The sequence below is a fragment of the Massilia sp. NBRC 108631 genome (assembly GCF_059704565.1).
Genome location: NZ_BAAKJE010000244.1, coordinates 47498 through 60652, shown reverse-complemented (window position 1 = coordinate 60652; position 13155 = coordinate 47498). Strand labels below are relative to the sequence as shown.

Below are 13155 nucleotides of genomic sequence, written 5' to 3'. Positions count from 1 at the left end.
AGGGGGCCGCCGCTTAGAATTTGTACTTCAGGTTGAGGTAGAACTGGCGGCCGGACACGTCCAGTTTCTGCGGCTCCTCTTCACTGTAGCGGTACTGCGCGCGCACCTGGTTCAGCAGGTTGGTGGCGTCGAACGTCACCTGCCAGTTCTTGGCGAAGGTGTAGTTGGCCGAGAACGCCAGGGTGGTCACGCCGGCCGCCATGGTGGGGGCGGTCGGCATGGCCACGCCGTTGATGACGGACTGGCCCTGGCTGTTGGCGGTGGGCGAAGGCGCGGTGCTGCTGTTGACGTACTTGCCGCGATAGTTGGCCACCAGGCGGGTGCTGAACACGTCGTTCTCGAAGTAGGCGCCCAGGTTGCCCGCCCATTCGGACGCGCCCACCATCGGCCGGCCGTCGTCGACCTTGGTCTTGGCGCGGCTGACGTTGCTCTGGAAGCCGAAGCCGCCCCAGATCGGCTGCTCGTACGACAGCTCGATGCCGCTGATCTTCGCGCCCTGCTGGCCGGACGAGTTGATGGAGAAGGTTTTGACCTGCGAGTCGCGCGGGTCGACCAGCTGCACGGTGGCGCCGGACGGGTTGCCGCCGGTTTTCACGTAGCCGTCGATTTTCGAGTGGAACACGTTCACCGCCACCAGCGAACGCGGCTTGAAGTACCAGGCCCAGGACAGGTCGACATTGTCCGAGGTGAGCGGCTTCAGGTCAGGGTTCGGGCCGGTGACCACGCAGCCGGTGGCGTCGCAGGTCGGCGTGCCGAAACCGCTGCCCAGCACGTTGTAGTTCTGGCGGCCGATGGTGCGGCTGGCGCCGAAGCGGGCGATCATGTCCTTTTGCAGTTCGTAGCGCAGGTTCACGCTGGGCAGCAGGTTGTTGAAGCTGCGGTCGGTGGCGGTCTTGTAATACAGGATGCCGCTCTTCGGATTGAAGGGCACGCCGTCGTAGTAAGCCTGCGCCTCGCCGGCGGTGGTGATGGCGCCGGGGAAGGCGGCGCAGGTGGTGGCCGGCTTGCCCGGTTCGGTGCGGTCGCAGGCGCCGGCCGGAATCGGGGTCGGGATCTGCGCGTTGATCTGCGTGCGCACCCAGCGCAGGCCCAGGTTGCCGGACCAGCCCTGGCCTTCCAGGTTGCCCATCAGGTAGGCCGAGGTCTGGCGCTCGCGCATGTCGATCTCGGTGGCCACGCGGCGCTCCCACTCGGGCGTGGTGGTCTTGGTGTTGGCCGCCATGTAGGCTTGCAGCGCTTCCGGCGTGAAGCTGAAGCCGGTGTTGTCCCAGTTGCCGCCGCCCAGGTCGTTGCCGAAGTCGCCAGGATAGGGCACGATGCCGCTGCCGGACGGCTCGGCCACCGAAGCGCCCTTGAAGGCGGGGTTCCAGCGTCCGCTCTTGCGCTTGTGGTCGGCAAAGCGCACGCCCGATTCCAGCGACTGCAGCACCCCTTTGTCCATGCGGTATTCGGCGTCCAGCGAGCCGCTGGCTTCCTTGTCCACGGTGCGGATGCCGGAAATGGTGCGGCCGACCAGCTTGTAGCCGCTGCCGTCGGGGTTCAGGCCCACGGTGTTGCTGCCGGCGCCGATGTACTTCGAATCGGGCGCGTCCTTCAGGCCGTTCAGGCTGTAGGAAATGCCGGTGCCGTAGCGCGCGTAGGTCAGGCCCTGGTCGGCCTGGGTGGTGCCCACGCCGCGCGTGATGCTCAGCAGGGACTTGACGGTCAGGTCGTTGTTGACGCGGTATTTGGCGTCCAGGTCCAGGAAGCCGCTGGTGGCCTTGGCGCCTTCGCGGAAGAAGCCTTCCGAGTTGCCCACGTACTGGGGCGTGGTGCCGTCCGGGAACACGATGTCGGCGCTCTTGAGCACGCGCAGCTCGTGGCCGTACATCGTGGTTTCCTTGACGATGACGGGGTTACGGATCTGCGCGTACACGCGCTGGCCGCCGGAACTGGTGTTGGCGCTGCTGGCCGTCACGCCGCCCAGCGGATCGTTTTTACCCAGCAGCATGCTGTACATGGCGCCGGAAGTCAGGCGGCCGTTGTTGTTGGCCTTCATTTCCGAGTAAAAGCCGGTGGCGGTCACGTCCAGGTCGGCGTTCGGCTTGTACTGCAGCGACACCATGCCGCCGGCCCGGTCGCGCACGCCTTCCACGAACTCCGAACTCATCGAGCCGGGCATGCGCACGCCGTTCAGGTCGGCCGCTTTCAGGCCGGTGCCGGCCAGCGAGGCGTCGGTGATGCCCAGCATGGTGCTGGTGTTGATCACATCCCAGCCGCTGCTGGCGCCGTAGGCGAAGCGCGACACCGAGTCGCGCCGGCTGTAGCGCTTTTCCTTGAAGCCCTGCACGATCACGCCCAGCGTGTTGGCTTCGTTCTTCCAGTTGAAGGTGGCGTTCAGGTCGGGCGAAGTCTTGTCCGGCAGCTGGGCGTAGGTCAGGCCGGCGCTGATCACGCCGCCGAAGCTGGTCTTTTGCGCCAGCGGCTTGCGGGTGGTGACGTTGATGGTGCCGGCCAGGCCGCCGTCGACGATGTTGGCTTGCGAGGTCTTGTAGACGATGGCCTGGTTCAGCACCGAGGACGGCATCAGCGACAGGCTGGTGCTGCGGCTGCTGGAACCCTGGTCGGCCACGTACCAGTCGCCGCCGGAGACGGTATGGCCGTTGAACAGGATCAGCGACATGTCCGGGTTGGTGCCGCGCATGGACACTTTTTCCGCTTCGTCGTAGTCGGTGCGCACGGCCACGCCGGCCAGGCGCTGCAGGGAGTCGGCCAGGTTCTTGTCCGGCATCTTGCCCACGTCCTCGGCGGTGATCACTTCCACGTTGGCCGTGGCGTCCTTCTTCACGCCCAGCGACTTGGCCAGCGAGGCCCGGATGCCGGATACCTCGACCTTTTGCATGGCCGGCTCTTCAGCCTGCTGCGCCCAGGCCGGCGCCGCCATGGCGCCCAACGCGATGGAAATGGCTGCGGCCACCGGTGTCTTGTTCAAGTTCATGCCATGCTCTCCCTGTTATTAATTGGTATGCAAGTGGCAGTATTGATGAACGGCGCCGGGCTGAATAATGAGTTCTGTTGTTGGAACTATAACCTTGAGGAATGAGCAGGCGAATCGATGGGGAAGTTAGTGGCCGCTCAGCGCGTCAGCCAGCGGGTGAACGGGGCCTGGTCCGTGCCCGGCTCGAGGTACCACGCCTTGCGCGTCCAGTCGAATTTCGCGCCTAGCGCCTTCACTTGCTGCGCTTCATGGATGGTGGCGCTCAGGTAATGGCGCTCGGTCGGCGTGTGCGATTGATGCTGCGACTGTTGTTGTGCAGCGTCACTATTGCGCGCGATAGCCAGTTCGGCGGCGGCGGCGGTGGGGGCGAGGCGCATGCGGGCCAGGTAGGCGCTGCGCAGCGCCGCGTCCGCCGGGCACAGCAAGGTCAAGCGCGCCTTGGCGCGGGTGGCGGCCACGTAGAACAGGTTTTCCTCTTCGCTGGCGGCGAACATCGGGTTGGGGAATTCGCCCGTTTCCAGGAACGGCAGGATCACGTGCGCGAATTCCTTGCCCTTGGCGTTGGCGGCGCAGTCCAGCGTGACGTAATCTTTTTCGCGCTTGCGGCTGGCGAAGGCTTCGGCCGCGTTCAGCGTTTGCCAGAATTCGGCCAGCGTCTGGCCGGATTGTTCGGCGAAGGCCAGGAAGCCGGCCACGGATTTCGACACCACGCTGGCCTCGTAGGGCCGCACGAAGATGCGCTTGGCGGCCTGTTCCAAATTCATCTGGCCGCAGATGCCGCGCAGTGCCTCGGCCGCGCCGGTGGCCGGGTCGAGCGCGGCGGCGTGGGCGATGGCGGCGGCGATCACGGCGCGCATGGCGCTGCTGCCGCTGCTGCCGTAGTTGCCGCCGTCGCCCTCGATGTACAGCGTGTAGAAGTCGCCCAGCAGCGAGGGTGTGCGCGCCACTTCGCGCTTGGCCATGTCCAGCCGCTGCGGCGCCAGGTTTACTTCGCCGAACACGGCCAGCGCCTCGACGATGGCGGCGCGCACTTCCAGCGACTTGACCGCCTCCAGGTCGCGCAGCGCGATCGCCACCATGCCGCGCAAGAACAGGATTTCGTCGCGCTGCAAATAGCCCGCCATGGCTGGCGTGCGGTAGCCTATCTTCGCCTTCAGCAGCGCGTTTTCCACGGCGATGGACTGGTGCCGGTCGCGCAGCAGGATGGCGCAGCCCTCCAGCGGGTAGCCGTCGCGCTTCCAGGCCCTGATGGCGGCCACCACCTGCTCGCCGCAGGCCTCGGCGTCGGCGTAGTGCGCCTGCCTGATTTCGGTGTGCAACGGCAGGCTCGATTCCACCGGCTTGTTCTTGAACTCCTTCATGGCGTAGGCCAGGTGCGGGCCGTGGCGGTAGGTGTAGGTCAGCGGGTAGTGCTTCAGGCCGGGGTAGTTGCGGGCAAAGCGGTGTTCCAGGAATTCCTGGCTGGCGCCGAGCCTGGAGTAGATCACCTGGTCCTTGTCGCCGGCGCCGACGAAGTAGCAGTCCGGCCGCGCCAGCAGTGCATTGAGGATGCGGAAGGCGGCCTCGTTCAGGTCGTGCAGTTCGTCGCACACCACCACGCGGTAGGCCGGCAGCGCCTGCGCGTTCTCGGACGACTGCGACAGCATGCAGGCCAGGTCGTAGGTGGCGTCGAACGGTCCCCGGAACTCGGCGCCCTCGTCGCCGCCCAGGCGCATGGTTTCGTATTCGCAGGTGGTGAGGTAGTCGGTCAGCGGCACTTTGAGCAGGTCGGCCGCTTCCTCCAGTTCCATGTACTCCAGGTCAGCGTCCAGCGCCATGGTGGCCTTCAGCGTGAGCTGGATGTCCAGGAACTGCGACAGTGCGATGTTGTGGGTGCGGATGTCGAGGTAGTCCACCTGGCCGGTGTAGCGCTCGCTCACGCGCTCCAGCGCATGCAGCACGTAGGGCTTGAGCTGGCGCGCCTGCGGCAGGCGCTCGGCGCCGCCGCTGCCGCTCTGGGCCAGCATGCGCGCCGAGAAGTCCTCGAAGGTGGCCACGTCCACGCGCGAGGCGGTGGCGTAGGGGATGCCGATGTCCAGCAGGCGCTGGCGCATCACGTCGCGCGCTTCGGGCGTGAACACCAGCGCCAGGACCTGCTCGGGCGGCAGCTTGCGCGCCAGCGCCTCGCCGATGCGCAGGGCCAGCGTGGTGGTCTTGGCCGCGCCGGCGTTGGCGTCGATCAACACCACCTTGTTCTGGGCCAGCTGGATGGCGGTCTGTTCCGGGGTGCGTATCAGGCCTTGCGGAGTGAAGCGGGGCGTATTGGATTCGGTCATCCTGCCAGTATACCTTGCGGCGCAGGCGGGCTCGCTAGCGCACCGTCTCGACCTCCGCCGTGAAGCGGTAGCCGGCGCCGCGTTCAGTGAGGATGAAGGCGTCGCCGTCCGGCTCGAGCTTCTTGCGCAGCCGGCCGACCTGCACGTCGATGGCGCGGTCGTACACCTCGTCATTGTGCAGGCGCGACATGTCCAGCAGCTGTTCGCGCGACAGAACGCGCTGCGGGGCGGCCAGGAAGGCGGCCAGCAGGTTGAACTCGTTGTTGGTCAGCGCCACCTCGGCGCCGGCGGGGGAGGTGAGGCGGCGCAGGCGCACGTTCAGCACCCAGCCGGCGAAACGGTAGGCGCGCAGCCGCGCCAGGCCGTCGGCCACCGACTGCTGGGCGCGCGCGCGGCGCAGCAGGGCGCGGATGCGGGCCAGCAGCTCGCGCGGCGAAAAAGGCTTGGTCAGGTAGTCGTCGGCGCCCAGTTCCAGGCCCATGACGCGGTCGGCCTCGTCGCGGCGCCCGGTGAGCATGATGATGGGCAGGTTGGAATGGTCGCGCAGGCGGCGCGCGATGTGCATGCCGTCCTCGCCGGGCAGTTTCAGGTCCAGGATCAGCAGGTCGATCAGCTCATCGGCCATCACGCGGTCCACTTCGCGGCCGTCGGGCAGGGCGGTGGCGCGGATGTCGTTATCGCCCAGATAGTCGACGATCATCTGGCGCACGCCTGCGTCGTCGTCCACCACCAGCACGTGCGTTTCGCCTGCCATCGAAGGTCCGCCCCGTTGGGATAGCGGCATGCCGCCGCCAGAAGATTGTAACAGGATAGTTACCGCTCCCATTGATGTCAATTGACACATTGCGGCCCCGGCGCAGCATACTGTTGCTTTCACCGCAGTGCATAACTGTGGCACGAACTGCGATCCAAACTGTGACACAATTAGCCACCCATTCCGCCCACGCCATGGACCGTCCGACCGCCACCGAGCCAGCCATGCAGTCCGCCGCCAGTCTTGTTGCCGCCGCAGCAGCGGCGGAGCAGGATGTGCCGGCGCGCCTGCTGGCAGGCGAAAAGCGGCTGCTTGAAATGATCGCGCGCGCCGAACCGCTGGACGGCATCCTGGCAGCCTGCTGCCGCCTGTTCGACGAGGTGGCCGAGGACGCGGTGAGCTCGGTGCTGCTGATGGACGAGGGCGGTACCCTGCTGCGTCCCGGCTCGGCGCCCAATATGCCGCCCGACTTCATGGTGGCGCTGGAAGGCTCGGCGCTGATCGGCCCCGGCGAAGGCTCCTGCGGCACCGCGGCCTGGCGCCGCGAGCCGGTGTTCGTATCCGACATCGCCAGCGACCCTTTATGGGACAAGTACCGCCGCCTGCCGCTGGAATACGGCTTGCGGGCCTGCTGGTCCATGCCCATCCTGTCCAGCGCCGGCAAGGTGCTGGGCACCTTCGGCGTGTATGCGCGCCACATTGCGCTGCCCACGGCCGTGCAGCGCAACGTCATGGCGCGCTTTTCGGACCTGGCCAGCATCGCCATTGAGCGCTGCACGTCGATGGCGGCCTTGCGCCGCTCCGAGGAACGCTATGAGCTGGCGGTGAACGCGGCAGGCGACGGCCACACCGACTGGGTGGTGGCCACCGATACCTTCTACGCCTCGCCGCGCTTTCTGGAATTGTGCGGCATGCCGCCGGACACCGTGTTCGCCGGCCGCGCCGATTTCACGGCGCGCTTTCCCTACCATCCGGAAGACCGCCAGCGCGTGATCGACCAGCTGGCCGAACATTTCGCCGGCAGCACCATCCGCCTGCAGCTGGAGCTGCGCATCATCGTGCGCGGCGAGGTGCGCTGGCTCAAGCTGACCGGATTGTGTTCGCGCGACGCGCAGGGCCGGCTGGTGCGCTGGAACGCCGCCACCACCGACGTCACCGACCGGGTGCGCAGCGAGACCGCGCTGCGCGCTTCCGAGCAGCGCTACGCGCTGGCCATGAGCGCGGCAGGCGAGGGGCACTGGGACTGGGACATCCAGAAGGACGAGTTCTACGGCTCGCCGCGCATGCTGGAACTGTACGGCTTCCCGCCCGACACGGTGTTTGCCGGGCGCGCCGATTTCCTGGCGCGGTTTCCCTTCCACCCGGAGGACAAGCCGAAGTGGGAGAAGGCGGCGGCCGAGCATTTCGCCGGCCGCAGCGCGCGCTTCGACCTGGAAATCCGCATGCTGCCGCGCGGCGAATTGCGCTGGATACACCTGACCGGCATGTGCCAGCGCGACGCCTCCGGCACGCCGGTGCGCTGGACCGGCGCCGTCAGCGACGTGACCGGGCGGCGCCGGCTGGAAGAGCAGCTGCGCCTGGCGCAGCGGCTGGAGGCCATGGGCACGCTGGCGGGCGGCATCGCGCACGATTTCAACAACATCCTGGCCTCGATACTCGGCTACGGCGAAATGGCGCTGCGCGACGCGCCCGAGGGCAGCCGCCTGCGGCGCGACGTGGGCCACATCGTGGCGGCCGGCGAGCGCGGGCGGGCGCTGGTGGACCGCATCCTGGCCTTCAGCCGCTGCGGCATGGGCGAGCGGGTGGCGGTGCAGGTGGAGGCGGTGATGCGCGAGGCGCTGGACCAGCTGGCGCCCAAGCTGCCGGACGGGGTGCAAGTGAGCGCCAGCCTGCAGGCCGGCAGCGCCGCCTTGCTGGGCGACTCCACCCAGGTGCACCAGGTGCTGAGCAACCTGATGCTGAACGGCGTCCAGGCGATGGAAGGCGGCGGCCTGCTGCGGGTGGCGCTGGAGACGCGCAGCGTCGGCGAGCATGCGCTGGCCACCATCGGCAGCATTGCGGCGGCGGACTACATCGTGCTCACCGTGAGCGACACCGGCGCCGGCATACCGCCCGCCATCCTGGGACGCATCTTCGATCCCTTTTTCACCACCAAGGAAGTCGGCGTGGGCACCGGGCTGGGACTGTCGATGGTGCACGCCATCGTCACGGAGCTGGGCGGTGCGGTCAGCGTGGCCAGCACCGTAGGCGAGGGCAGCACTTTCACGGTCTTCCTGCCGCGCTGCGGCGACGTGGCGGCCGGCGGCGGCGCCGCGCTGCCGGCCCCGCCGCGCGGCCAGGGCCAGCGCGTGCTGGTGGTGGACGACGAGGAAGCGCTGGCGCGCCTGGCCGGGACCATGCTGGACGACCTGGGCTACCGGCATGCCGCCTACACTTCGCCGGCGCAGGCGCTGGCCGCGTTCTCGGCGGCGCCGCAGCAGTACGACGCGGTGATCACTGACGAACGCATGCCCGGCATGACGGGGTCGGAGCTGATACGGGGGCTGCGCGCCATCCGCGCCGGCATCCCCATTGTGCTGGCCAGCGGCTATGCGGGCGCGGCGCTGGCCCGGCAGGGCGGCGCGGGCGGGGTGCTGCGCAAGCCGTATTCCATGACGGAGCTGGCGCAAGCGCTGGCGCAGATTTTCGGGCCGCATGTCAGTTGACACAATTGGCCGCTTCCGCGTCATGCCTGAGACACGCACAGCTGGCATACTGCAGGTTTGAACACGTACCGCGTCTAAGAGGACCGCATGTTTTACGACGCCACAGAGGCAAGCGAGCCGGTGCTGGCTTTCAATTCGTTCCGTTTTTTTCCGGCGCGCCGCCTGCTTTATGAAGATGACCGCCCGCTGCGCCTGGGCAGCCGCGCCATCGACATCCTGCACGTGCTGCTGGAGCGCGCGGGGGAAACCGTGACCAAGGACCAGCTGATTGCGCGCGCCTGGCCCAATACCGTGGTCGAGGAAGGCAACTTGCGCGTGCACGTTGCCGCGCTGCGCAGGACGCTGGGCGAGCGCCACATCGAAAACGTGGTGGGGCGCGGCTATTGCTTCATCACGCCGGTGGTGCGCAGCGAGGCCGGACAGGTGGCGCACACCGCGCACGCCGCGCAGGCGCTGCCGCTTTCTGGCGAGCAATCAACCATGGCGCAGGCCAAGACGGTCTATCTGCCGCAGAGCGACGGCCTGCCGCCCTGCGCCACGCGCATTTTCGGCCGCGAGCAAACGGTGGCGACGCTGCAGCAGCAATTGTCCGAGCGCCGTTTCGTCACCATCGTCGGCACCGGCGGCATGGGCAAGACCACGGCGGCGCTGGCGGCGGCCGAGCGCATGCAAACCCACTGGCGGCAAGGCACGGTGTTCGTCGACCTGGCTCCGCTGACGCGCGCCGAGCAGGTACCGCAGGCGCTGGCCGCCGCGCTGGTGATGGAACGCCCGGCGGCGATGGACACGGCAGCCATCGTGGCTGCGCTGCGCAGTCACCACTTGCTGCTGATCCTGGACAGCTGCGAGCATGTGCTGGAAGCGGTGTCGCTGCTGGCCGAGCAGATCCTGCACGGCGCGCCCGGCGTGCGCCTGCTGGCCACCAGCCGCGAGCCGCTGCGCGCCGAAGGCGAGTGGGTGCACCGCCTGCCGGCGCTGGAACTGCCGCCCGAGCCGGCGCCGGGCGCCGGCGCGCCGCCGCTGACGATGGCGCAAGCCATGGCGTATGCGGCGGTGCAGCTGTTCGCCGAGCGGGTGCAGGCCAGCGCGGCCGGACTGGCGCTGGGCGACCCGGAGGCGCCGCAGATCGCCGACATCTGCCGCCGCCTGGACGGCATACCGCTGGCCATCGAGCTGGCCGCCGCGCGGGTGGAACTGCTGGGCATACGCGGCCTGGTGGCGCGCCTGGACGACTGCTGCTACCTGCTCAAGGGCGGCCGGCGCACGGCCAAGGTGAGGCACCGCACCCTGGAGGCGACGCTGGACTGGAGCTATGACCTGCTGGGCGAAAGCGAGCGCAAACTGCTGCACCGGCTGTCGGTGTTCCGGCGCCGTTTTTCGCTGGAGGAGGCGCTGTCCATCGGCGCGGATAACCGGGAAGGGCTGGAACAGGCGATGGACGCGCTATCCAGCCTGGTCAGCAAGTCGATGCTGGCCACGGTGTCCGATACCGGCGCGGCGCGCTACCGCATGCTGGAAACCACGCGCAGCTACGCGGCGGCCAAGCTGGCTGAAAGCGGCGAGCATGACGTGATCCTGACGCATTACGTAGCGCTTGGCGGCGCGCCGCTCTGAGTTGCCGACGTTGCGCCGCTACTGCGCGCCACCGCGCCGCCTGCGCACGCTCTGTTCAGGCCCTGCGCATCTCCAGCAGGCGCGCCCAGGCCGGCACCGCGCCGCGCCAGAACTGCTCCACGCTGTCCGCCTGCACATCCAGCCCGAGAAAGCGCGCCGCCGGCAGTAGCGCCGACTCCAGCAGTTGCGCCACCGGCGCGCCGTTGTCGAAAGCCCGCGCGCCGGTCTGCTTGGACAGTTTCTCGCCGTCCGCGTTCGCCACCACCGGCACGTGCAGATACCTCGGCTGGGGCAGTCCCAGCAGCGCTTGCAGGTAAATCTGGCGCGGGGTGGAGTCCAGCAGGTCCGCGCCGCGCACGATGTCGGTGACGCCTTGCGCACCGTCGTCCACCACCACCGCCAGCTGATAGGCCCAGAAGCCGTCGGCGCGGCGTACCACAAAGTCGCCCACCTCGGCGGTCAGGTCCTGGCACACCCGGCCGTGCCAGCGGTCTTCGAAGCAGAGCACGCGGTGCGGCGCCTGCGGCGTGCGCAGGCGCACCGCGCGCGCGGTCTTGCCCGCGGCCAGCCCATTGCGGCAGGTGCCCGGATACACCAGCGCCGAGGACGCATGCCCCAGGCGGATTTGAGAGTCCTGGATCTCCTTGCGCGAGCAGGCGCAGGGATACACCGCGCCGGCCGCCTCCAGTTGCGCCAGCGCAGCCTGGTACAGATCCGTGCGCAAGGTCTGCCGCGTCACTTCGCCGTCCCACTGCATGCCGCAGCGCTGCAGCGACGCCAGGATGTGCTGGTCCACACCGGCCACGTTGCGGTCGCGGTCCAGGTCCTCGATGCGCACCAGCCACTGGCCGTGGTGCACTTTGGCGTCCAGATAGCTGGCCATGGCCGCCACCAGCGAACCGAGGTGCAGGGGGCCGGTGGGCGAGGGCGCGAAACGGCCGATGTAGGGAGGGCGGGCTGACGTCATGTGAAAAGTATCCCCGACCGGCGCGGTGCGCGTCAACCTGCGCTTGCTGCAGCGCGCAATGGACATGCGGGAAACTTCGCATACAATGCTCGCGCGGCGATGTGGCCGCTTTCATCGACTCCATATCAGACAAGATCAGACACTATGCAGAAACTGTTCCCATCCGCGCTGGCATGCGCCATTGCCGCCAGCCTGGCGCTGTCCTTCCCGGCGCACGCCGCCGCACCGAAGGCGGTCAAGGCCGCCGGGCAACAGCAGCCCAAGGTGCAGGAAGCGCCGCTGCGCGCCCACCTGGCTTTCCTGTCCAGCGACCTGCTGGAAGGACGAGGCACCGGCCAGCGCGGAGGCGACCTGACGGTGGCTTACCTGGAAACCCAGGCGCTGGCTGCCGGCCTCAAGCCGCTGTCCGGCAAGAGCTTCCGCCAGGCGGTGCAGATCGCGGGCGTGAAGTCGCTGCCGGCCGAAAGCTCGCTGCGCCTGGAAGCCAACGGCGCCGCGCTGCCGGCTTCCTTCGGCAAGGACTGGGTATGGGCGCCCGGCGATGCGCAAGCTGCGCACAGCCTGGATGCCGAACTGGTCTTCGTCGGCTACGGCACCAGCGCCTCCGAAGAAGGGTGGAACGATTTCAAGGGCCAGAACCTGAAAGGCAAAGTGCTGGTCATGATGGTGAACGACCCGCAGCCGACCGCCGAACAGCCGAACCGCTTCGGTGGCAAGGCGCTGACCTATTACGGCCGCTGGACTTATAAATTCGAGGAAGCCGCGCGCCAGGGCGCCGCCGGCGTGCTGCTGATCCACACCACGCCGAGCGCATCGTACGGCTGGAGCGTGATCCAGAACAGCTGGGACAACGTGGAACGCTTCCAGCTGGCGCAAGGCGACGTTGGCACCGGCCTGCAAGGCTGGATGACCGACGACACCGCGCGCGCCCTGTTCAGGGCCGCCGGCCAGGACCTGGACGCGCTGCGCGCCGCCGCTGAAAGCAAGGACTTCCAGCCGGTGCCGCTGAAAGCCAGAGTGTCCGGCGAGATGAAGGCCGCCGTGCGCCGCCTGGAGCAGTTCAACGTGGCCGGCGTGGTGCCGGGCACCGATCCCAAGCTGAAGGACGAAGTGGTGATCTACAGTGCGCATTGGGACCACCTGGGCAAGCAGGGCACCGAAGGCGACACAATTTTCAACGGCGCCGTCGACAACGCCTCCGGTACTGCCGCGCTGCTGGCCATGGCCAGGGCCGCGTCGCTCAATCCGGCCAAGCGCAGCCAGATGTTCCTGTGGGTGGCGGCCGAAGAGCAGGGCCTGCTGGGCAGCGAGGCCTACGCCACCGCGCCGCTGTGGCCACTGGCCAAGACGGCCGCCAACCTGAACCTGGACAGCCTGAACTTCATCGGCGTCACGCGCGATATCGGCGCGGCGGGCAGCGAGCGCACCGAGTTGGGCAAGATGGCCGAAGCGACCGCCAAGGCCATGAACATGGTCATCGCCGAAGCCAAGCCGGACCTGTCGGGCGGCTACTTCCGCAGCGACCACTTCAGCTTCGCCAAGGTGGGCGTGCCGGCCTTTTCGATTACCTCGGGCCGGGACTACCTGGGTGACAAGGCGGCTGCGAAAACCAAGACGGAGGCCTACAGCAAGCGCTATCACCAGGTGTCGGATGAATATGATCCGGCCTGGGACCTGGCGGGCATGACGCAGCACGCGCAGTTCGCGCTTAATCTGGGCCGCATGGTGGCCGACGCGCCCAAGATGCCCGAGTGGAAAGCCGGCGACGCCTTCGGCAAGGCCCGCGCCAAGTAACGGTTTGCAAACCCCAGCCGCCTCCGGGC

Annotated in this window: 7 protein-coding genes; 3 read left to right on the top strand and 4 right to left on the bottom strand. The window is 68.1% G+C overall.

Going from position 1 to position 13155, the window contains the following annotated elements; genetic code table 11:
* Window positions 1–13: 13 nt before the first annotated feature.
* From AC6H42_RS26115 to AC6H42_RS26105, 3 genes are all read right to left on the bottom strand, one after another.
* On the bottom strand, window positions 14–2977 hold the full coding sequence (locus tag AC6H42_RS26115) for a TonB-dependent receptor (RefSeq protein WP_057153553.1): 2964 nt from the start codon (window positions 2975–2977) through the stop codon (window positions 14–16).
* A gap of 137 nt (window positions 2978–3114) precedes the next feature.
* Window positions 3115–5292 carry an ATP-dependent helicase gene (locus tag AC6H42_RS26110; RefSeq protein WP_497549298.1) on the bottom strand — a complete coding sequence of 726 codons (2178 nt, stop codon included), beginning with the start codon at window positions 5290–5292 and terminating at the stop codon, window positions 3115–3117.
* A gap of 34 nt (window positions 5293–5326) precedes the next feature.
* Window positions 5327–6046 (bottom strand): response regulator, encoded by a 720-nt coding sequence (locus AC6H42_RS26105; RefSeq protein ID WP_157200805.1) that lies wholly within the window; start codon window positions 6044–6046, stop codon window positions 5327–5329.
* 161 nt (window positions 6047–6207) lie between these two features.
* Here AC6H42_RS26105 and AC6H42_RS26100 point away from each other — a divergent pair, with 161 nt between their 5' ends.
* The gene (locus AC6H42_RS26100; RefSeq protein ID WP_162249876.1) at window positions 6208–8751 is read left to right on the top strand and encodes an ATP-binding protein; all 2544 of its coding nucleotides are present in this window, start codon (window positions 6208–6210) and stop codon (window positions 8749–8751) included.
* Window positions 8752–8838: 87 nt separating this feature from the next.
* Window positions 8839–10365, top strand: coding sequence for an ATP-binding protein (locus tag AC6H42_RS26095; protein ID WP_497549297.1), 1527 nt, complete (start codon window positions 8839–8841; stop codon window positions 10363–10365).
* A gap of 55 nt (window positions 10366–10420) precedes the next feature.
* Here the strand turns inward: AC6H42_RS26095 and gluQRS are convergent, their stop codons facing one another.
* Entirely contained in the window at window positions 10421–11332 is a 912-nt protein-coding gene (gene gluQRS / locus AC6H42_RS26090; protein WP_497549296.1) for a tRNA glutamyl-Q(34) synthetase GluQRS, read from the bottom strand.
* A gap of 144 nt (window positions 11333–11476) precedes the next feature.
* Here gluQRS and AC6H42_RS26085 point away from each other — a divergent pair, with 144 nt between their 5' ends.
* Entirely contained in the window at window positions 11477–13126 is a 1650-nt protein-coding gene (locus tag AC6H42_RS26085) for a M28 family peptidase (RefSeq protein ID WP_057153557.1), read from the top strand.
* The last annotated feature ends 29 nt before the right edge of the window (window positions 13127–13155 follow it).

What these genes read in the sequence shown, in the direction of transcription:
- AC6H42_RS26115 (WP_057153553.1), bottom strand. Translation starts at nt 2,977, where the DNA reads ATGAACTTGAACAAGACACCGGTGGCCGCAGCCATTTCCATCGCGTTG.
- AC6H42_RS26085 (WP_057153557.1), top strand. Translation starts at nt 11,477, where the DNA reads ATGCAGAAACTGTTCCCATCCGCGCTGGCATGCGCCATTGCCGCCAGC.
- AC6H42_RS26095 (WP_497549297.1), top strand. Translation starts at nt 8,839, where the DNA reads ATGTTTTACGACGCCACAGAGGCAAGCGAGCCGGTGCTGGCTTTCAAT.
- gluQRS (WP_497549296.1), bottom strand. Translation starts at nt 11,332, where the DNA reads ATGACGTCAGCCCGCCCTCCCTACATCGGCCGTTTCGCGCCCTCGCCC.
- AC6H42_RS26110 (WP_497549298.1), bottom strand. Translation starts at nt 5,292, where the DNA reads ATGACCGAATCCAATACGCCCCGCTTCACTCCGCAAGGCCTGATACGC.
- AC6H42_RS26105 (WP_157200805.1), bottom strand. Translation starts at nt 6,046, where the DNA reads ATGGCAGGCGAAACGCACGTGCTGGTGGTGGACGACGACGCAGGCGTG.